This is a genomic window from Arthrobacter sp. EpRS71 (assembly GCF_001512285.1).
In the GTDB taxonomy this organism is placed as follows: Bacteria; Actinomycetota; Actinomycetes; order Actinomycetales; family Micrococcaceae; genus Arthrobacter.
Genome location: NZ_LNUV01000001.1, coordinates 150,988 through 170,503, shown reverse-complemented (window position 1 = coordinate 170,503; position 19,516 = coordinate 150,988). Strand labels below are relative to the sequence as shown.

The following is a 19,516-nucleotide window of genomic DNA, read 5'->3' as shown; positions in this document are numbered from 1 at the left end:
TTTCGCGGTCAGACCGAAGAGCGTTCTAGCAGCGGACAGTCGACCAATTGCTGGTCGGCAAGGATCGGCTGTCCTGCTGTAAGAGCGGCGAGCGTTTGGACGCCCAGGGCGCCCATTTTTTCGAAGGGCAACGCAACCGTGGTCAACTTCGGCCGCAGGTAGGCCGCAATAAGTTCCTGGTTGTCGAAGCCGATCACGGCGATGTCCCCGGGGATGGTCAGGCCCCGTTCCTTGATGGCGTCATAGGCGCCCATCGCCATGCGGTCATTGAGGCAGAACAGTGCTGTTGGCCTGTCACTTTCCGGGTAGCGATCCAGGATGTGGCACGTGGCTTCGTAGCCCCCGTCAGCCGTTGCGTATCCTGACACCACCAGTTCAGGGTCAAGCTCCAGTCCGGCGTTGGCGAGTGCTTCGCGTGCACCCTCCAAACGTCCCACTGCAGCCGGAATATCCGGGTCAAGGTTGATGATGCCAATCCGGGTGTGACCGGCTTGGAGCAATCGTTCCACCGCCACGCGTCCGCCCCCACGCTCGTCAGGGACGATCGAGGGCAGCTTCCCGTCCGCGTCGAAACAATTGATCAGGACGGTGGGTACTTCATTGGCGCTCTGTGGAACATGCACGCCCCGGTGAAAGGTGGCTGCGTACAGAAGTCCTTCCACTCGTTGCTCCAACAGCTTTTCAGTAGCGGCATCTTCCAGGCCCTGGTTGGGTCCTACGGCATCGGCCTGGTCGGAGGGCGCGATGAGCAGGAACCGGCGGTCAAGCCAGGCTTGGTCTTGAGCTCCTTTGATGATGTCGACGGCGAAGGGTGCCGTGACGATCTCGGTGACTATCCCGTACCAGTCACTGCGCCGGGATGCCAGCGCACGCGCGCCGGCATTGGGACGATAGCCCAGTTCCTGCACAGCGTGATTGATCCGGGTGCGGGTTTCCTCGGAAATGCTGGCGTTTTCGCGGTTACTCAGCACAATCGAGACTGCTGTCCGGGAGACGCCGGCGTGGTTGGCGACGTCCTTCATGGTGACTCCCCGTTGCCGCACAGGTGCGGACTCGTCGGGGTTGGTTTTCGCCATTGAATACTCCGGAGCTCTTGGTTGATGAGATGGTGTTGCCAGTGCTTCATTGTCTGGCTGCTGCGCAGGGAACGATGTTGGTAACGCGCGTTACCTGTTGGGCATGTGACTTAGGTTACCCGCGTTACTTCCAGTATGTCAACAGCCCAAAATGGCACGCGCGAAAGTGCCTTAGGCGTGGATGCCCCGGCGGTCCCCATGCCTCAGCCCCTGAGATTCAAGGTGGCCTGAGTGAACTCTAGAAACAGTGGAATCAGGGGATTTCGGCACTCTTCCAGCCAGGCAGTCCCCACACTCCAAGATGCTGTGGTGGAAACGTCCGGGCAACCTGAGCCCGACCCACGCGCCGCACGTTTTTCGACTGACGCGGTCACGCTCTAAACCATTCGTCTGTTGCTTCAGAACGCTTCAAGGACGGAATCACGTGGGGCGTAGGGTGGATGGTGGACGAAAGGAGCACTTCATGAAGAAAATCCTCATGGTACTGACCAGCGTTTCCGAACTCGGCACCACAGGCGAGAAGACCGGCTACAACGTCGCCGAAGCCGCACATCCTTGGAAGGTCTTCAAAGATTCGGGTCACTTTGTTGATTTTGCCTCCATCAAGGGCGGCCAGCCTCCCGCCGACGAGGTAGACGCCGATGATCCCATCCAGGTTGCCTTCACCAAGGATGAAACCACACGCGCCGGACTCTACAACACTGCCCGGGTGGACGTCGTGGATCCAGAGCAATACGACGCCGTCTACCTCGTAGGAGGTCACGGCACTATGTGGGACTTCCCGGACAGCGAAGGACTCCAGCGCCTGGTAGCCAGCGTTTACGACGCCGGCGGCCTGGTGGGCGCGGTATGCCACGGTCCTGCTGGACTGCTGAACGTGGAACTGAACAACGGTTTCCGCCTCGTACAAGGACGGGACGTTGCCGCGTTCACCAACGATGAGGAAGTGGCCGCCGGTAAGGACAAGGTCATCCCGTTTTTCCTGGCAGACCGTTTGGAAGAACAGGGCGCCCGTCACGTTTCCGCAGGTGTCTTCGAAGAGAAGGTGGCGGTGGACGAGCGGCTGGTGACCGGCCAGAATCCAGCCTCAGCGGCAGGCGTCGCCAAAGAAATGGAGAAGCTCTTCGCCGAGGTCATCCACCAGGAAAAGGCTGAAGAGCAGCATGAGGCAGAGGCGCTGCGTGCTGAGAAAGACGCTGAGAAAACTGCCAAAAAGGAAGCGGCGGACGCCGAACACTAGTCTGCTGGCACTGACCCACTGGCACTGATCCGGACGGCCCCCTCATTGGGGGCCGTCCGACAGTTTCAGGGCTGCCCGTGCGGCCTCCGCTCCCGGGCTGAGAACCGTGGACGTCGCCAGCATATAATCCGAGCATGCCAATAACGCGTTTCTACTTACGTAGCCATACACTGCTGTCCACCCATGAGCAGAACGGGGTGGTTCGATGAGCGGCGGTTTGGTAGCGCTTTTGGACGACGTTGCAGCTCTGGCCCGCATAGCGGCTGCATCCGTGGACGACATCGCTGCAGGGGCCGCCAAAGCCGGGGCCAAAGCCGCGGGCGTGGTCATTGACGACGCCGCTGTCACACCGCAGTACGTCTCCGGGGCGGACCCTTCCCGCGAGCTGCCCATGATCAAGCGGATCTTCTGGGGCTCGCTGCGAAACAAGCTGGTGATCATCCTCCCGGCGCTGCTGCTGGTCAGCGCCTTCATCCCGGGAGTTATTCCGTTCATCCTCATGTTGGGCGGCACCTACCTGTGCTACGAGGGAGCCGAGAAGGTTTGGCACAAACTCCGCGGCCACTCCGAGCATGAGAAAGCGCCAGCCGTTCAACGCGGACCCGAGGCCGAGGCCAAGGTGACCAAGGGCGCCATCACCACGGACTTCATCCTGTCCTGCGAGATCATGGTCATCGCCATGAATGAGGTAGCCGCTGAATCATTGTGGGTCAGGGCTTTCATCCTGGTGGTGGTAGCAGTAATCATCACCGTCCTCGTTTACGGTGCGGTAGGGCTCATCGTCAAAATGGACGACATCGGCCTGCACCTGACCACCAAGGACTCCGCGGGTTCCCAGCGCTTCGGCCGCCTGCTTGTCAAGGGAATGCCGGCTGTACTGGCTGCCATCACCCTGATCGGGACCATCGCCATGCTGTGGGTTGGCGGCCACATCATGCTGCAGGGTGCGTACGACCTCGGCTGGCACGGGCCTTATGACCTTGTTCATGTACTCGAGACACCCTTCGCCGGGATCGCGGTGGTTGGCGGTTTCCTCGCCTGGCTCGTCAACACGTTGTGCTCGGCCATTCTGGGAGCTGTCTGGGGTCTGGTCATCATGCTCATCCTGCACCCGCTGCTCAAGGTGCTGCCTTTTGGCAAGAAGAAGGAAGGGCACGAGGAAGGCGATGTCCGCGCCGCAATTTCAGGTCATAAGCCTACGAATCACACCGAAGATCCAGTCTCCTAGCAAGCTGGCGGCCGACCGCACGGTCACCGTTGGACCCTCAGAACGGCACCCCTCAAGCTTCGCCTGAGGGGTGCCGTTCTGACGTTGGGAACTGCTGTGGTCAGGCCTCCAAGACGCTCAGGCGTGCGAATCCATCAGCAGTACCTTAATCGCTGCGCCGGTCCACCATGGACGTCACGACGGCCAAGACAATGAGCCCGGATGCAAGGAACAACGGCAAGCGGGTTGCAGGGGCGATGAGTGCTCCCGCCAGTGCTGTGCCGGCTGAACCGGCAGTGATCTTCAGTGCGCCGATCCAGACGAACACCTGACCTCGCGCAGCGGGCGGCGCGTATTCGCTGCGGGCCGCCAACGTGGCGGCGAAGAAGTAGGAGTTCAGCACGCCGGCACAAGCAAAGGCCGCAACCGCCGTCGGGAAGGTCCCCGCCAAGGCTGCACCACCCAGAGCAATCGCGACAGTAGCAGCCAGCCAGGTCATCAACGGATCCGCGTCGGTTTTCAGCGGCCGGGTCATGACGCCCGCTGAACCCAGGAGTCCGCCGAGCCCATAGGCTGCCGTCAAAAGACCGGCCGCGGCTGGCGCTGCGCCAAGTTCCCCCGTGGACGCCACCGCGGTGATGGGTAGTACGGCCACCGCCAACGCCACCACAATGGTCATGTAGAGGGTTCGTCGAAGCGGGCCGGTGGAGATCATCATCAGGAGCGTGCGGCCGGGCCGTGGAACGTCAGCGGCAGCGGAGGCCGGAGGCGCGTAGGGCAGAAGCCTGATGAGAGCCGCTGCCACGAAAGTCGACGCTGCAAGGATCAATGCTGCAGCGGCCGGGTTGGCCCAGGCCGAGACCGCCGCAACCAAGGACGGTCCGATGGTGCCACCGATGCCATAGCTGGCCACGTCCCAGCCTTGAGCCCGGCGCTGGCTGGTCCGCTCCGGTCCGGCAATTGCTGTCAACCTGCTGCTGATGCCGCCTGTGAGGAGTGGGCCCACCAATCCGGAGGCGATCAGGAGGAGCCCGGGCACCAAGGGCGGAGTCACCGGGAAAAGAAGAACCGCCGCCGCCAGGCTGGCCCCGTGGAATACACATGCCCAAGCAATAACAGTCCTGCCATCCTCGGCTGTATCCAACCTTCGCGCTACCAGCGGCCCGAAGAGATGCGGCGCCGTGATGCACGCACCCAGAATCCCGGCCAGCCACCCTGACGCACCACTAGTGGTCGCCAACAGGACTATCGCCACAACAGCCCCACCGTCCGCGCTGCGTGCCAAGGTGGCGGCTACTACATAGCGGGCAAGGCCACCCAAACTACCTGGCTGGTTCGTTTCAGCATCCTGGCCTTTCCCGGCCAGGCCCACTCCCCTTCCGCCACCATCGTGAAATGTCCCGGACGTTTCATCCTGAGCCAAGGGCTAAGCCTCCACACCACACTGCCGAATGGCTGAGGCCACCAAGTCCCGGCCCTCGGCATCCAAACCGCGCAGTGGCAGCGGCAAAGCCGAGGACGTCACCACGCCAAGATCCTCAGCCAAAGCCGCGGCGACGCGAAGGCTTCCATAGGTACGGAACAGGGCCCCAGATGGGTTCCAAGTCCGCGGATGCCGCCAGCGCCTGATCTCTTCGGCCAGCGACGGCGTGATCAACCAGGGCCCTTGCCTGGCGAGGTAACACCCCCGCAATCGCTGAGTACCAAACATTGCATCCGGCAAGCAACGCGTCCGCGGCAACCCAATCGCCACTGATGCCCAGTGATGTGTGGCCGGGCAATCCGGCCTTGAGCTTGGTGACCCGGGCAGCGACTTCTCCGGCCGCGGGCGGCGGAATCTTGAGGGAGGCAATTCCCGGGATCCTGGCAATCCTGGCGTGCAGGTCATCGCTGAAGGTGAAGCCGGTGGTACCCGGATTGTCGTAAACAACGATCGGAAGATCGGACTCTGCCGCCACAGTATCGAAGAGTCCAAATACCTCGTCGTCGGAAAGCTTCTGATAGGACACCGGGGCTAGGAGCAACGCTTGAGCCCCGGCGCGCTGGGCATCGCCTGCATGCAGCAGCACATCCCGGGTGCGCACTGCTCCCACTCCAGCAAGTACCGGGACGCCGTTGGAAGCCCCCACCGCCGCTTCCAGCACTGCTTTGCGTTCCTCCCGGGAGAGGTAGGCGTAATTTCCCGTTGAACCGAGAACACCCAGCGAGTCCACTCCGGCCTTCGCAGCGCGGTTCACCACTTTGCCGAGGGCCTTGAGGTCCACGCGTTCGCCCACCAAGGGGGTGAGCGGAAATGCGCTGAGGCCGTTGAACACTGTTTCCTTCTTTCGTCGTGCTGCATGAAGGCAGCGCTTCAAGTAACTTTCTCCATGCTCCCAAAGCCTTTGGTCCTACACTAGATCCAAGAATGAATAAGTCTGGAGGTCCAAATGGCAGTAGCTGAGCTGCCGATCGAGCTGGATAGGAACCACCCCAATTCCCTCGCAGCCCAAGTGGCCAGCCAGCTGCGGGCCGCCATCCTCACCGGTGTCCTGCAGCCTGAGCACACCCTGCCGGCCACCCGTAGGCTCGCCGCGGAACTTGGTATCTCCAGAGGTGTTGTGGTGCGGGCGTTTGAACAACTCTCAGGCGAGGGGTTCTTGGTGAGCAACGGCGCGGGCGGGACCAGAGTGGCCATCCGTCCGGACATCCACAGCCGCCCATCTCAGGGCAGGAAACCATCAAGTACTTCGCCCCAGGCTGAGCTGATAGACCTGACGCCTGGCCGACCCTCCGGATCCCCGTTTCAGGACAGGCAATGGCGCAGTGCCTGGAAGTTGGCCGTGGCGGAACAGGGCAAGGTCGAACTCCCGCCCGCATTGGGGATCCCGGCTCTGCGTGAAGCTGTCGCTGATCACTTGGCCGTGTCCAGGGGCCTCGCCGTCGACGCTGATGACGTCATCATCACCGGGGGCACCAGCGACGCGCTGCATCTCATCGTCGCCATGCTCCGCAGCCGGGCCACCCAGCCCCGAATCCTGGTTGAGGACCCCGGCTACCCCACTGCGCGCCGGGTCATGTCGGCGGCCGGCGCCCGGCTCGCCACACTGCCCGTGGATGAAAACGGCCTGAAGAGCTCACAGTTGGCATCGCTCAAGGAGATCCCGGAGGCAGTTCTGGTGACACCCAGCCACCAGTACCCGCTGGGCGGCAGGATGACCGTTCAGGAAAGGCTGGGGCTGCTGAACTGGGCGGACCAGCACGGTGTACTTGTGCTGGAGGACGACTACGACAGCGAATTCAGACACAGCAGAATGCCTCTCCCCGCCGTGGCATCCCTGCCCATCGGGGCGGACGTAGTCCTCCTCGGAACGTTCTCCAAAAACCTCAGCCCTTGGCTGCGATGCGGCTACCTGGTGGTTCGCGGCGACTCCGGTCAACGGCTAAAGGCCACGAGGGAAGCTTTGGACACACCCGTTGCCGGCGTACTGCAGTCAGCAATCGCCCATTACATCCACGGAGGCGGGCTTTCCCGGCACATCACGCGGGCCAGGCGGGAATATACGCACCGCCGGTCCCTCCTCATTGACCGGCTGGGGTCCAGGAGTAACTTGGAACTCTCAGCCCTCGACGGCGGCCTGCACGCCGTGGTGCGGTTCAAGAACCCGGAAGCCACTAACGTGGCCGCCGCAGCGCTGGAACTGGGAGTGCGGGTCATCCCCTTGGCTGCGTATTATGCGGACCGCCCGCCCGAGAATGGACTCGTTCTTGGCTACGGAGCCGCGTCGGATCTGCAGCTTGCCAAAGCCTTCACTATTCTCACGGATCTGATCGGACAACCGACGCAGTGATCTCGTCTGGCACTGAACCGCTCAGTTGGGCCAGCTCAGTCCGGCCAGCTCACAACAGCCAGCGCCACCAGCGCGACCGCTCGGGCTCGGGCGTCGGTTCTGGTTCCGGCTCCTCACCCAAGGCAAGGGCGGCCTCGACGATGTCGTCCCCGGTGAGCGTCATGAGCGTCTCACGATCGAGTGTGTCGAGACTTCGTTCTTCGTCGATCGAGAGGCGCAGAGCCTGGCGGTTGAGAGCCTGCTCGAACAGCGTGCGGGCGAACCGTGCATTGCCGGAATCCTCGCCCGCATGGAGCCCGGCGAGGATGCGAAGCAGCATCTGGTCCGCACCCGGCTCCAACGTGTACTCATGCTGGGACAGCATCCGATGGAAGATCGTCTGGAGTTCGTCGACGGAGTAGTCCGGAAACGTGATCTCCCGGGCGAACCTGGAACGCAGTCCGGGGTTGGACAGCAAAAAGGACTCCATCAACCGCGGGTACCCTGCCACGATCACCACCAGACGGTGACGGTGGTCCTCCATCCGCTTGAGCAGGACCTCGATCGCCTCGGGACCGAAGTCCATCCGGCCGTCCTCCGGGGCCAACGCGTAGGCCTCGTCGATGAACAGGACACCGTCCAGCGAACGCCGGATCACACGGTCCGTCTTGATGGCCGTTGCCCCAACGTACTGCCCCACCAAAGCCGAACGGTCCACCTCCACCAAGTGTCCCTTCTGGAGCAGCCCGACCGCACGATACATCTCGGCCAGGAGCCGCGCCACTGTCGTCTTGCCAGTGCCGGGGTTGCCGAGGAACACCAGATGCTGTGATGTGGCCACCTCTGGCAGGCCGTGCGCCTTGCGACGGGCCTGCACCCGCAGCAATGCCACAAGGGCCCGGACCTGTTCCTTCACGGTCTCCAGACCCACTAGCGCGTCAAGTTCGGCCTGAACCTCGGATAGCGGGCGGGCCGGCCCGGGCCTGGCACCGATGACGTCACCTACCAGTTCATCGACACGTTCCGAACCGGACAGCTTGAGCTGACTGGCCAGGTGGCCAATGGTTTCGCGCAGTTCATCGAGCGGATTGCGGCTTGCAGCCATACGTCCACTGTAGTACCGGATTCTCGACGATGGCGGGGCTGGGCTCCAGTACTAAGGCAGGGCGAGCCTAAAGACTTTGGCCCATGCAGAGCCCACCTGTTTGAGCAGCGGCCCCGTGGTGTACTTCAACCCGTAGCGTTCGCAGATCTCCCGGACTTTGGGGGCAAGCTCGGCGTACCGGTTGGATGGCAGGTCCGGGAAAAGGTGGTGCTCAATCTGGTGCGACAGGTTCCCTGTCATGAGGTGCATGAACCGTGACCCGGAGATGTTGGCAGACCCGATCATTTGACGCACGTACCAGTCGCCTCGGGTTTCACCTTCCACCATGTCCTCGGTGAAGGTGTCCGTCCCTTCGGGGAAGTGGCCACAGAAAATCACGGCGTGGGCCCAGACATTTCGGACGGCGTTGGCAGTGAGTGTGCCGTAGAGGGCTTGTTTCCCTGAACCCGACACCATGGCCAGGGCCGGAGTGGCCGCATAGTCTTTGGCGAATTGCTTGAGGGCCTTTCGCCCCAACGCTTTGAGGTCCTTGTTCATGGCCTCCTTCGATTTGAGGCCTTCCTTGTACTCCGGGATCTCCAAGTCATAAATGGCGATGCCCCATTCGAAGACAGGCGCCAGCAGGGCGTTGTACAGGGGATTGCCCACGTTGAAGGGCTTCCACTCCTGATCGGGGTCCATGCGCAGGAGGTTGTAGCCGACGTCGCGGTCTTTGCCAATCACGTTGGTCCAGCGGTGGTGGAGGTCATTGTGCGTGTGCTGCCACGAACGCGAAGGGGTAACGAAGTCCCACTCCCACGTGGTGGAGTGAATGTCCGGATCGCGCATCCAGTCCCACTGGCCATGGAGGATATTGTGGCCAAGTTCCATGTTCTCCAGGATTTTGGCCATGCTGAGGAGTGTTGTGCCTGTGAACCAGGCGGCCTTGTTCCTGCCCACCAGCAGCGCGGCACGTCCGGAAATTTCCAACCCACGTTGAATCTTGATCATGCGCCTGATGTAGGCAGCATCGCTGGAGCCTCGCTTGGCAAGGATCCCATCACGCAGGGCATCGAGCTCACGGCCCAGTTGGGCCACTTGCTCGTCGCTCAAATGTGCCGCAGCTGGAGGCCGCTTTGTGGGCCTCCCGGCTTGGGCGAGGGCACCGGGCCGGGTCTCGGGCCTGACGGCGGTGGCGGAGCTTTTAGCTGAAACTATTGACATGCGGTTGTACTCCTCAGATTTCGAGGTTGACGGGCCCGGCTGCTGCCGAGACACACGTTTGGATTAGTTCCCCCGGCGCTCCGTGAATTTCCCCGGTGCGCAGATCCCGGACCCTTCCGGCGAGCAATGGTGTGAGGCAACTGTGGCAAATGCCCATGCGACATCCGCTCGGCATCAGCACCCCCGCGTCCTCGCCGACGTCCAGGATGGGGACGCTGCCATCGGCCACCACTTCGCGGTCGGAAGATTCGAACGTGACCAGACCACCTGCGCTTGCGTCCCCTCCCGTGAGCTCGGTGCTGAACCGCTCAATAGTGAGCGAGCCCTGCCCGGTTCCTCTGCCGGCTTCCTTGCCGGACGCGGCGGCATCTGCCAGCGCCGCTTGGTTCCACAAAGCGGCGGTGTCATCCAGAAAGGACTCGGGGCCGCATGCGTACGCTGCCCTGCCCCGCCAGTCCGGGCAAACTTCTTCCAGAGCGGCAGAGGACGTGAAGTTCATCCGGCCACGACCCTTGGTGTGCCATTGCACCAGCCTGAAGTTGGGAAATTGATCAGCAAGTTCAGCAAGCTCTTCGCGGAAAATACTGTCGCCTTCCCCGCGGGTCGAGTGGATCAGGACAACGTCCGCGTCGGGGCGGTTGGGGACGAGTGTCCGAATCATTGACATGACGGGCGTGATGCCGCTGCCCGCGGTGAGCATCAACAGTGAACGGGGGTGCTCAGGGAGGACGAAATCGCCCTGGGGCGGAGCCAGGAAAAGGACATCCCCCACCTTCGTCTCGCGGACCAGGGTTCCTGACACGGATCCAACGTCAGTGACGGTAATTGCCGGGTCCTTGCCGGCTGGTGAACTCAGTGAATAGGAACGCCATTGGCGGACTCCGTTCAGCTCTACGCCTATCCTCGCCCACTGACCGGCGAGGTGGGCGTGCCAGCCGCGGCCTGGACGGAAGAAGATCGTGGCTGATTGGGCCGTTTCACGGACTACCCGAGTGACGACACCGCGCAACTGACGGGAAGAAGAGACCGGGTTAACGAGCGCCAGGAAGTCCTCGGGCGCCAGTGGGGTGGTCAAGACCGACGCGATGCGGGCCAAGGGCCGAAAGCTGACCATGAACTACTCCTCGCGGACGGAACCACTGCCGGACATGCGGAAGAACCAGGAGGGTTTTCCAACCGGAAAGCGACAGAATGCCAGGAATAGTCAGCGGCGACGCGCTCCACCTTCAGGGCCCATGTCCCCCATGGCGGTTTCAGAAGACAGTAGTACGTCCACCGGATTCCATGCAAACCCGAAAGCCACGAGCCGTCAGTCCTCAAGGAGGTGCAGCCTGCTAGCCTCTCCTCATGCGCACAATGTCGGCCCGAGCCGAAGCCCCCGACAGCGGAGAGCGCATTCTCATCCTGTCCGCAGGCGTGGGATCGGGGCATAACAGCGCGGCAGCGGCAGTGCAGCAAGCATGTGCCGGACGCACGGACATCGCCGAGGTGCAGGTGCTGGACGTGCTGCAAGTGAGCAGCGTTCTCTACCGCGCTCTGCTGGGTAAGGGTTACTTCGTCCTGGTGGAGGACCTGCCATGGCTGGTCGAGTGGGGCTATGACATCAGCAACCCGCCATTCCGGCGCCGTGGCCCGATTGACCCCTGGACGAGGGTGAACTCCAGTCCGGTGATCAGTGCCATCAAAAGGTTCCGTCCCACAGCGATCGTGTGCACACATTTCCTGCCGGCCCAGTTGTTGGCAACGCTGCTTCTTCGGGGCGTGATCGACGCCAAGACAGCTGTGGTGACCACCGACTACGACTTCCAAGGCTTGTCACTTACTGGCGCGTTCCACAAGATCTTTCTGGCCAGGGAGGAAGGAAAGGTGGAGCTGATGGCGCTCGGTCTTCCTCCCGACCGAGTGGCTGCCACGGGAATCCCGATTAAGAAACAGCTCAGCCCGGCGCCAGTACGCGATGCCACCAAGCCACCCATGCTACTCATCTCGGCGGGCGCTAGTGGTGGCGACTACGCTGTCTCGGTGGTGCGGCAAACGATGCACATGCGCTCGGATTTCACGGCCACAGTGGTATGCGGACGCAACGACGCTCTGCGGCAGCGCATCGAGGCACTTGTGGCGTCGGCTGGCGAGCGCTACACCGTGCTCGGCTTCACGACGGAAATGCCGCAGCTCCTGCAGCGCGCTGACTTGTTCGTGGGCAAGCCGGGCGGGTTGTCGGCGTCGGAGTGCATGGCTGCAGGGCTCCCCATGGTTCTTGTGAACCCGATCCCTGGTCAGGAGGTACGCAACGGCGATTACCTCATGGAGCAGGGGGCCGCCGTCCGCTGCAACGCAGCCGCAACCATCGGCTGGAAGATCGATGAGGTTCTGCGCGAGCCCGGGAAGTTACAGATGATGCAGGCAGCGGCGCAGAGAACAGGCCGCCCGGACGCCGCAGCCAACGTACTCAGCGAGCTGTTGGGCGGGCCGTCCCGTCCGCTGGTGGTCACACGGGCGGCGCAAAGGACCATTCTTGCCGCCAGCGAGCAGCGATTTGTCGCGACCGACCTCACCGGGCCCTCCTCCTTGGTTCGTCTGGTGGACCAGGTGTCGGGCAGCACGGTTGCGCTGCTGCAAGAGGAGGAGGTGGCGGACCTGCAGAAGCGACACTCGACGCCGGATGGAGAGTTGGTGCTGCGGCGCAGCCAGGCGTCCCCGCTGCGTCATTGGGAGGAACGTCGCTTGCTCCGTGCCATGCTTCGGGGCGAGGATGCACTGCCTGTCCGCGTGGAAGGGCCGGCGGAACCGTTCCGCGATCTTCCCGGGTAACGAGACCTTAAGAGGTCCTAGGGCAAGATCCCTAGTCAGCATCAGGCCTGCCGGCCGTCCGTGATGACGTCCTTGTCTGTCAGACCCTCTGTGTGCCGCAAGCGGACGGCGTTCGCCCAACTGTCCGGGCTGTGTTGGCTGGCGAGCAGGGCCCACTCCCCCGCACGGGGAGACCAACGCCGAGTGCTCGGATCGCGCTGCAAGGTAGGGGCTGCATCCAGAACCACCCGCACAGTGGTCTCACCACCGGGTTGCAGGGTCACCTTGCGGAAGCCCAGAAGCTGGGACACGGGTCTGCGGAGGGACACATCGGCGGCGTAGATCTGAACCACGGTGGAGCCCTTGCGGTCGCCTGTGTTGGTTACGAGAACGTCCGCATGGCCGCCGGTATTGTCCAAGGTGTGTTCCAGGAGGCGGTGCTCCATGGTTGTATAGCCCAGGCCGAACCCGAAGGGAAACGCGGGACTGTGTCCCTCGCCGTCGAGCCGGCGTTGACCCCATTGCTCGTCATAGACAACAGATTTTGCCGCGGAGTCGAAGAACGGCAGATGGGCGGCGTCCGTTGGCAGCACAAAAGGCAGCCGTCCACCGGGTTCCTCATTGCCGGTCAGCACGCTCGCGAGCGCGCGTCCGCCCTCCATACCGCCGTACCAAGCGAGGAGGAGCGCTGGCACCCGGTCCCGCCATGTCTCAGTGAGGATCGCGCTGCCGCTGATCAGCACCACGACGGTCCGGGGGTTCGCGGCGACCACCGCCTGAAGGAGCCGTTCGTCGGTGGGGCGCAGGTTGAGCGAGCTGCGGTCGCCACCTCGGACGAAGCGGGCGGCCAGGTGCGCCGCTCCGATGAGGAACCGGCGGAGGGGACCTGAGCCAACGGTCCTTCCGAGCACGCCCACGTCCACACCGCCGGTGACCACCGATTCGCCTTCGTCGTGCTGGTCCAGGCCGACGACGACGATCGCCGTCTCCGCCGCGGCTGCCAACGCCGCCGCGCGGCGCACGTTCTGGCCGGTTGTTGTGGTGATCCGGACCCCGGGAAGGGCCTCACGAAGGCCCTGCAGGGGTGAGACGGTGGAAGGAGGCCGGACACGTGACGAGCCGTGATCGCCGAGGTTCGCTCGTCCGGCGAGTCGACCGATCACCGCAAGATGTCCGGTGGTGGGAGCCAGTGGTAGCAGCGGCGCCGCACCCACGGGTTCGTTTTTCAGTAGCACGATCGACTCCGCGGCGACCTGGTGGGCAAGACTCCGGTGCGCCTGGGATGCGATGACGTGAAGGTTCGGCGCCTCCACCTGCCGGATTGAGGCATGCTGCACGCACGTGCGCAGGATGCGGTGTGCGGACTGCAGAACCGTGGATCGGGCCAGGTCACCGTTACGCAGCGCGGCTGGCAGTTCGCGGGCGCGCAGCAGCCGGAGCGGCATCTCCACGTCCATTCCTGCTTCAAGGCTGGCTACTGCATCGTGGGTGCCGAACACCCAGTCGCTCGTCACGAACCCGGAGAAACCCCACTCCTGCCTTAACACGTCGGTGAGCAGGGCGCGGTTGACGTCCATGTATTCGCCTCGAACGCGGTTGTACGCACTCATGACGGAATCGGCGCCGGCGTCCACTACCGCTTTGAAGTGGGGCAAGTAGACCTCGTGCAAGGAGTGTTCGTCCACCGCAACGTCCACCTCGAAGCGTTCGTTCTCCATTGAGTTGAGCGCGAAGTGCTTCACGCACGCCATGGTGTTCACGCGAACGCCCCGCGTCAGGGCCGATCCCATCCGGCCGGTGAGTACCGGGTCCTCGCCGTAGCACTCCTGCGCCCGGCCCCATGCAGGGTGGCGAAGCAGGTTCACGCAGACTGAGGCTGAGTAGTTTGCTCCCCTTGCCCTGGTCTCAAGACCGATCGCAAGCCCAACCCGTTCCTCCAGCGCTGGATCCCAGGTGGCTGCCCGCGCAATCGTTACGGGGAAAGCCGTGGACGCGCCGATCACCACGCCCCGGCCACCGTCGCTGAACCGAAGGCCCGGCATGCCGAGTCGGCTGACTGCCCCCGCCACGAACGGGCGCCTTCCGAGCAGTACCGGGATGAACGGGAGCAGCCACCGGGGCGAGTCGCCGTCGAGCAACCCAAGGATCTCCCCGTCCGTCATCTGGCCGATCAGCTGGTTCGCCGCCCCATCCGCGGTGAGTTCACCGGCCCGGACTGCCCGGACTGCGTCGTCGTAAGCGCTGCCCGTCATGGTGGTGGTGTCCATCAAGTGCGACTCTTGTTTTCGCGGTGCCGTAAGCCCGCAGCCATCTTCATGAACCCAAGTCTGCACCCTCTTCGTGCGCGCGCCCGGTTCGGGTGCGGTCTCACGGGTAACGACTACTGGTTAGGCTTGGTGGATGGCAACAGTTATTCTTGTGCGGCACGGACGCACCACGGCCAATGCAACCGGAGTGCTGGCCGGACGGGCCCCCGGTGTCAGCCTGGACCAGACCGGCCTCGAACAGGCGGCCCTGGCAGCAGACCGGCTCGCCGCCGTACCAGTAGCAGCGGTGGTGTCCAGCCCTCTGGAGCGTTGCCGGCAGACCGCCCAGCTGATCATCGATCGCCAAGCCGGGACGCCGTACGCACCGGTGGAGCCCGATCTCAGCGAGTGCGATTATGGGCAGTGGCAAGGCCGCACGCTCAGTGATCTTGCCTCCGAAGATTTGTGGTCGGTGGTGCAATCGCAGCCGTCCGCCGTCGTCTTTCCCGGCGGCGAATCCATGGCCGCGATGCAAGCCCGGTCCGTGGCAGCGATCCGACGCCTCGATGCCGCCTTCGAAGCCGAGCATGGGTCCGGGGCCGTGTGGGTGGCGGTAAGTCACGGTGACATCATCAAGTCAATCCTCGCCGATGCGCTCGGAATGCACCTTGACCTGTTCCAGCGCCTCAGCGTGGGCCCCGCTTCCCTGTCGATCGTGCGCTATGGAGCCAACCGGCCAACCGTTTATGCCACCAACACCGACGCGGGTGACCTGTCGTGGCTCTCAAACGGCATCCACTCCGGCGATGCGCCGGTGGGCGGGGGCGCAGGACATAGGGCGTCGTGACCCTTATGTGCCTAAAATACAGACATGCCTACACGTGTTCACGAGTTTGCCTGGCCTGATCGGGTTGTAGTTGGCACCATTGGCCTTCCGGGGTCGCGCACGTTCTATCTGCAGGTGCGCGCAGGGACTCAGATCGTGAGTATTGCCTTGGAGAAGCAGCAGTCTGCTCTGCTCGCGGAGAAGATCGATGCAATGCTGGACCAGCTCGGTACGGTGGCGGGCAACCCGTTCAGCGTTCCCAGCAGTACCCCCATTGAGTTGGTGGACAACGATCCCCTTGAGGCCGTTGAGGAGCAGTTCCGCACCGGCGCAATGAGTTTGGGCTGGGATCCCACCACGGCCCAGGTTGTGGTTGAGGCGTACCCCCTCGCCGATGCTGATGACGACGATTTCCTGGATGAGGACCACTCCAACGCGCCCGAAATGCTGCTGGTGCGAATGCCGGTGGGCACCGCCCGCGCCTTCGCCAAGCGCACCCGTGAAATCGTCGGGGCTGGTCGTCCCACCTGCCCGCTCTGCGGTTTCCCCATAGACGCCGACGGGCACACCTGCACCCTTCCCGACGCCTGATGCCGGCACCGGACCTACTGACCGCCGAGCTGACGCTGACGGGCCGGATCACCACGGCCTCCAACGCTACATTCCTGGGCAGCATCGGCGATGTGCAAGTCGTCTACAAACCCATAGCAGGCGAGAGCCCGCTGTGGGACTTTCCCCATGGCACGTTGGCACACCGGGAGGTCGCCGCCTATCTGGTCTCGCAGGCCTTCGGCTGGGACATCGTGCCCCGCACCTGGCTGCGCGATGGTCCATTGGGTGAGGGAATGGTGCAGCTTTGGCAGGAGCAAGACCCCGACCAACACGCCGTGGACTTGGTAGCAACGGAGCATGTGCCGGAGGAAGGCTGGAAACACGTTCTCGAAGGACAGGATGAGAACGGACAGATGGTCACCCTGGTTCACGAAGACTCGCCAGAGCTCAGACGCATGGCGGTTTTCGACACGGTGGTCAACAATGCCGACCGCAAAGGCAACCACATTCTTGCCATGACGGGCGGGCACCGGCACGGCGTTGACCATGGGCTGACCTTCCACCATGACCACAAGCTGCGCACGGTGCTCTGGGGATGGTTGGGAGACCCTCTCACCACCGGGGAACGCGAAGGCATTGATCGTGTCATCGAAGGGTTGGACGGTGGGCTGGGCCGGGAGTTGGCCCACTTGCTCAGTGCCGAAGAAATGGAGGCGCTCGCAACGCGCTGCGCCCGGTTGCGCGCCTCGGGGCGCTTTCCGGCTCCGAGCGGTGAGATGTCGGCAGTTCCCTGGCCGCTGTTCTAGCGACGTGGGAATAGCTGGCCCCCAATGTAAAACAGCGGCCACCGCCGTCGTGCTTTTAAGAAACGCACGACGACGGCAGGCGGCTTGAGCGCGCAGCGTCAGGCTGGCAGCTGGCTGGCAACCCGGGGCGCCTCCGGTGCCGGCAATCCCTCCCCGGTTTGACCATAGAGCCAGTCGTTGTACTGAAAGTCGTTATCCTTGCGGCTCTTGAACAGCAAATTGCGCAGAGTCCGGCCCAATCCGGAGACATGCCAGGATTCACCCCAGACGCGGGCGGTGCGCTGGACCCTCGCGGTGCGTGCGGCGCGGGCGGAGTTGAAAGCGGCCAAGGCCTCGTCCCAGCCAGCGGGGTTGATGCCGTCGGTTGTGAAGACGGTGCCAGCGGTCACGTCCTGCAGCACGGCCGCGTCCTCCAGTGCCTGGCAAGCGCCTTGCGCGAGGTACTGCAGCATGGGGTGGGCGGCATCGCCCATGAGGACCATGCGTCCGGCAACCCAGTTTTCAATCGGATCGCGGTCATACATGGGCCAGCGGATTCCGGTGGCGAGGTTCGCAAGCGCCGACTGCACCGCCGGGACGCAATCCTTGTAGGCGGCCTGCAGTTCGTCCACTCCCCCGTATTGCTCTTCCCCGCGCTGAAAGGACGGAGATTTGAAAACAGCCACAGTGTTCAGCAACTCACCCTTGCGCAGCGGGTACTGCACCAGGTGGCAGTCCGGGCCCAGATAGACCACAACATCTTCGAGGTCAGCGGCAGGGGTTTCCGATGTGATGGGAACGGTTCCCCGGTACGCCACGTACGCAGAGGAAACGGGTTCATCTGAGGCCACCAGCGGGCGAAGCATGGACTTCAGGCCGTCGGCGCCAATAACGACGTCCGCTTCATAATCCACGCCGGCCTCTGTGTGCACTATTCCCCGGCCGTTCACGGTTTCCACGCCGTTCACCTTGACATCATTGATCAGCTTCACCCCGGCAGCTTCACATCCCTCAAGGAGCACACGGTGCAAGTCGCTGCGGTGAATCACCACGTAAGGGGCGCCGTACCGTTCGGCAAACTCCCCGCCGAGCGACTGACGCGTGAGCTCTTCGCCGGTGATGGCATCGCGGAACACCAGGTGCTTGGGCTGGACACCGATGTCGAGTGCTTTCTCCAGCAGCCCCCATCTCTTCAAAATGCGCGAGGCATTCGGTGCCATCTGCAGTCCGGCACCCACCTCCCCGAACTCGGGCGCCCGCTCTACCAGCGTGACGTTGGCCCCGTTTTCGCGGAGGGCCAAGGCTCCAGCGAGGCCGGCCATGCCACCTCCCACAACCAGAACGTCAGTGGAATCCGGGTATTCAGACATTGTTTGCTCCTTGGGAGATTTTGGTGGTGATTTTGACCGCCACGCCGGCCAGCAGCAACGCTGCGATTGCGGCCGCTCCAGCGAATGCGAGGAAGTTGGAGTTGACGCCCAGCCCGGCCGCCAGCAACAAGCCACCCACTTGGGGTGCTATGACGGCTCCGATGCGGCCAGTGCCCAGCGCCCATCCGAGGGCGGTCCCCCGCAAATGGTCGGGGTAGTGGCTGGCGACGGCAGCGATGATGAGGCACTGCGTGCCGTGGGTCCCGACACCGGCAAGCACCAGGGCGAGATAGACCACAGTGACGGGCGGACTGACCAGGAGAACGGCAAGTCCGACGGCGGCGACGGCGGCTGCCGCTATCGCCGTCGGAATCGGTCCGAAACGCGTGCCCGCCCAGGCCGTGATGACCGATCCGGCAACGGCACCAAGGTTCAGGGCCAGTGCGAAGGTCAGCGCCGATCCCAGGTTGTACCCCGCCAGCTGCATCAGGTTGGGCAACCATGTGCCCAGGCCATACCAAGCGAACAGGGTGGCTATGGTGGCAAGGGCAAAGAGGACGCTGATGCCAAGGTAGGGGGCGCGGAGCAGGCTGCGGAAACCCGCGGAGTCCTTGGATTGACCACCCTTTTTGGACCCTGGCGTCAGCGTCTCCGGAATGTACTTCAAGCCCAGCGGCACCACGATGACCAGTGCCAGCACGGCCACCAGAAACATTGCCTGCCAGCCGAAGGCGGGAATGAGCGGGATGCCCACCAGTGCGGCGAGGCATCCACCGATGGGGACACCGGACATCATGAGCGTGGCAATGGTGGACCGCCATTTGGTGGGGACCAGTTCGGCCACCAAGGCGTTGGCCGATGGCACAAGCCCGCCGAGTCCTATGCCGGCCAGCAGGCGAAAGGCGCCAAACACGGCCGCATTGGGCGCGAACGCGCAGAGGATGGTGAAGATCGAGAAGACCGCTGCGCATCCGAGGATGGTCTTACGCCTTCCCAAGGAGTCGGCCATGCGGCCGGCAAAGAGGGCTCCGATCATCATGCCGAGGAACGCCATGGAACCGATGGTCCCGGCGGTGGCCTTGGTCAGGCCCCAGCCGGTTTCAGAAACCAGGGAAGCTTGGACGGTCCCGTACACAATGAGGTCGTAGCCGTCGAAGACCACCAGCAGCCAGCACACCAGCACGGCGAGTGCCGAGCGTTTGGAGAACCGCGGAGAGCTGGTGCCGGCGGGAAGTTCAGCGGTGCCGGTTCCGGAAGATGACCCTTGCGACGCTGCAGCGGGAAGTGTGTGATTCATCCCACCACTG

16 protein-coding genes are annotated in these 19,516 nt (G+C 63.4%); 7 read left to right on the top strand and 9 right to left on the bottom strand.

Going from position 1 to position 19,516, the window contains the following annotated elements; all coding sequences use genetic code 11:
* Positions 1-8: 8 nt before the first annotated feature.
* A complete protein-coding gene (locus AR689_RS00780; RefSeq protein WP_062065409.1) occupies positions 9-1,076 on the bottom strand; it encodes a LacI family DNA-binding transcriptional regulator in 1,068 nt (355 codons plus the stop codon).
* A 463-nt stretch (positions 1,077-1,539) separates the two neighbouring features.
* On the opposite strand from AR689_RS00780, the gene AR689_RS00775 reads away from it, so the two are divergent.
* A complete protein-coding gene (locus tag AR689_RS00775) occupies positions 1,540-2,316 on the top strand; it encodes a type 1 glutamine amidotransferase domain-containing protein (RefSeq protein WP_062065406.1) in 777 nt (258 codons plus the stop codon).
* A 205-nt stretch (positions 2,317-2,521) separates the two neighbouring features.
* Positions 2,522-3,544 (top strand): DUF808 domain-containing protein, encoded by a 1,023-nt coding sequence (locus tag AR689_RS00770; RefSeq protein WP_062065403.1) that lies wholly within the window; start codon positions 2,522-2,524, stop codon positions 3,542-3,544.
* Between the two features lie 145 nt (positions 3,545-3,689).
* Here the strand turns inward: AR689_RS00770 and AR689_RS00765 are convergent, their stop codons facing one another.
* Both AR689_RS00765 and AR689_RS00760 read right to left on the bottom strand, forming a co-directional pair.
* A complete protein-coding gene (locus AR689_RS00765) occupies positions 3,690-4,946 on the bottom strand; it encodes an MFS transporter (protein WP_082697717.1) in 1,257 nt (418 codons plus the stop codon).
* Between the two features lie 115 nt (positions 4,947-5,061).
* Positions 5,062-5,838: a dihydrodipicolinate synthase family protein gene (locus AR689_RS00760; RefSeq protein ID WP_353611601.1), complete on the bottom strand. Its 777-nt coding sequence runs from the start codon at positions 5,836-5,838 to the stop codon at positions 5,062-5,064.
* 114 nt (positions 5,839-5,952) lie between these two features.
* On the opposite strand from AR689_RS00760, the gene pdxR reads away from it, so the two are divergent.
* Positions 5,953-7,353: a MocR-like pyridoxine biosynthesis transcription factor PdxR gene (gene pdxR / locus AR689_RS00755; protein WP_062065397.1), complete on the top strand. Its 1,401-nt coding sequence runs from the start codon at positions 5,953-5,955 to the stop codon at positions 7,351-7,353.
* Positions 7,354-7,402: 49 nt separating this feature from the next.
* Here pdxR and AR689_RS00750 read toward each other — a convergent pair whose 3' ends face one another.
* The 3 genes from AR689_RS00750 to AR689_RS00740 are packed head-to-tail and all read right to left on the bottom strand — an operon-like array spanning position 7,403 to position 10,754.
* Entirely contained in the window at positions 7,403-8,437 is a 1,035-nt protein-coding gene (locus tag AR689_RS00750; protein WP_062065394.1) for an AAA family ATPase, read from the bottom strand.
* Between the two features lie 51 nt (positions 8,438-8,488).
* Positions 8,489-9,640 (bottom strand): fatty acid desaturase family protein, encoded by a 1,152-nt coding sequence (locus AR689_RS00745; protein WP_062065391.1) that lies wholly within the window; start codon positions 9,638-9,640, stop codon positions 8,489-8,491.
* A 13-nt stretch (positions 9,641-9,653) separates the two neighbouring features.
* Positions 9,654-10,754 carry a ferredoxin reductase gene (locus AR689_RS00740; RefSeq protein WP_062065387.1) on the bottom strand — a complete coding sequence of 367 codons (1,101 nt, stop codon included), beginning with the start codon at positions 10,752-10,754 and terminating at the stop codon, positions 9,654-9,656.
* Between the two features lie 233 nt (positions 10,755-10,987).
* Here AR689_RS00740 and AR689_RS00735 point away from each other — a divergent pair, with 233 nt between their 5' ends.
* Positions 10,988-12,451, top strand: a complete 1,464-nt coding sequence (locus AR689_RS00735) for an MGDG synthase family glycosyltransferase (RefSeq protein ID WP_062065384.1) — start codon at positions 10,988-10,990, stop codon at positions 12,449-12,451.
* A gap of 41 nt (positions 12,452-12,492) precedes the next feature.
* On the opposite strand, the gene AR689_RS00730 is transcribed toward AR689_RS00735, so the two are convergent.
* The gene (locus tag AR689_RS00730) at positions 12,493-14,697 is read right to left on the bottom strand and encodes a beta-glucosidase family protein (RefSeq protein WP_062065381.1); all 2,205 of its coding nucleotides are present in this window, start codon (positions 14,695-14,697) and stop codon (positions 12,493-12,495) included.
* A gap of 133 nt (positions 14,698-14,830) precedes the next feature.
* On the opposite strand from AR689_RS00730, the gene AR689_RS00725 reads away from it, so the two are divergent.
* The 3 genes from AR689_RS00725 to AR689_RS00715 are packed head-to-tail and all read left to right on the top strand — an operon-like array spanning position 14,831 to position 16,860.
* Complete coding sequence (locus tag AR689_RS00725; RefSeq protein WP_062065378.1) at positions 14,831-15,523, top strand: MSMEG_4193 family putative phosphomutase; 693 nt, start codon at positions 14,831-14,833, stop codon at positions 15,521-15,523.
* Positions 15,524-15,547: 24 nt separating this feature from the next.
* Positions 15,548-16,093, top strand: coding sequence for a DUF3090 domain-containing protein (locus AR689_RS00720; RefSeq protein WP_062065375.1), 546 nt, complete (start codon positions 15,548-15,550; stop codon positions 16,091-16,093).
* Entirely contained in the window at positions 16,093-16,860 is a 768-nt protein-coding gene (locus tag AR689_RS00715; RefSeq protein WP_062065372.1) for an SCO1664 family protein, read from the top strand. Before AR689_RS00720 ends, AR689_RS00715 begins: the two co-directional genes overlap by 1 nt.
* Positions 16,861-16,958: 98 nt before the next feature.
* Here the strand turns inward: AR689_RS00715 and AR689_RS00710 are convergent, their stop codons facing one another.
* Together AR689_RS00710 and AR689_RS00705 are read right to left on the bottom strand one after the other, a co-directional pair.
* On the bottom strand, positions 16,959-18,209 hold the full coding sequence (locus tag AR689_RS00710) for an FAD-dependent oxidoreductase (RefSeq protein ID WP_062065356.1): 1,251 nt from the start codon (positions 18,207-18,209) through the stop codon (positions 16,959-16,961).
* Positions 18,202-19,506, bottom strand: coding sequence for an MFS transporter (locus tag AR689_RS00705; RefSeq protein WP_062065353.1), 1,305 nt, complete (start codon positions 19,504-19,506; stop codon positions 18,202-18,204). The genes AR689_RS00710 and AR689_RS00705 overlap by 8 nt, the downstream gene beginning before the upstream one ends.
* Positions 19,507-19,516 lie beyond the last annotated feature (10 nt).

Excerpts from the sequence above, each read along its gene's own strand:
- AR689_RS00740 (WP_062065387.1), bottom strand. The coding sequence starts at position 10,754 with ATGGTCAGCTTTCGGCCCTTGGCCCGCATCGCGTCGGTCTTGACCACC.
- AR689_RS00710 (WP_062065356.1), bottom strand. The coding sequence starts at position 18,209 with ATGTCTGAATACCCGGATTCCACTGACGTTCTGGTTGTGGGAGGTGGC.
- AR689_RS00735 (WP_062065384.1), top strand. The coding sequence starts at position 10,988 with ATGCGCACAATGTCGGCCCGAGCCGAAGCCCCCGACAGCGGAGAGCGC.
- AR689_RS00705 (WP_062065353.1), bottom strand. The coding sequence starts at position 19,506 with ATGAATCACACACTTCCCGCTGCAGCGTCGCAAGGGTCATCTTCCGGA.
- AR689_RS00715 (WP_062065372.1), top strand. The coding sequence starts at position 16,093 with ATGCCGGCACCGGACCTACTGACCGCCGAGCTGACGCTGACGGGCCGG.
- AR689_RS00725 (WP_062065378.1), top strand. The coding sequence starts at position 14,831 with ATGGCAACAGTTATTCTTGTGCGGCACGGACGCACCACGGCCAATGCA.
- pdxR (WP_062065397.1), top strand. The coding sequence starts at position 5,953 with ATGGCAGTAGCTGAGCTGCCGATCGAGCTGGATAGGAACCACCCCAAT.
- AR689_RS00720 (WP_062065375.1), top strand. The coding sequence starts at position 15,548 with ATGCCTACACGTGTTCACGAGTTTGCCTGGCCTGATCGGGTTGTAGTT.
- AR689_RS00730 (WP_062065381.1), bottom strand. The coding sequence starts at position 14,697 with ATGGACACCACCACCATGACGGGCAGCGCTTACGACGACGCAGTCCGG.
- AR689_RS00780 (WP_062065409.1), bottom strand. The coding sequence starts at position 1,076 with ATGGCGAAAACCAACCCCGACGAGTCCGCACCTGTGCGGCAACGGGGA.
- AR689_RS00750 (WP_062065394.1), bottom strand. The coding sequence starts at position 8,437 with ATGGCTGCAAGCCGCAATCCGCTCGATGAACTGCGCGAAACCATTGGC.
- AR689_RS00775 (WP_062065406.1), top strand. The coding sequence starts at position 1,540 with ATGAAGAAAATCCTCATGGTACTGACCAGCGTTTCCGAACTCGGCACC.
- AR689_RS00745 (WP_062065391.1), bottom strand. The coding sequence starts at position 9,640 with ATGTCAATAGTTTCAGCTAAAAGCTCCGCCACCGCCGTCAGGCCCGAG.
- AR689_RS00770 (WP_062065403.1), top strand. The coding sequence starts at position 2,522 with ATGAGCGGCGGTTTGGTAGCGCTTTTGGACGACGTTGCAGCTCTGGCC.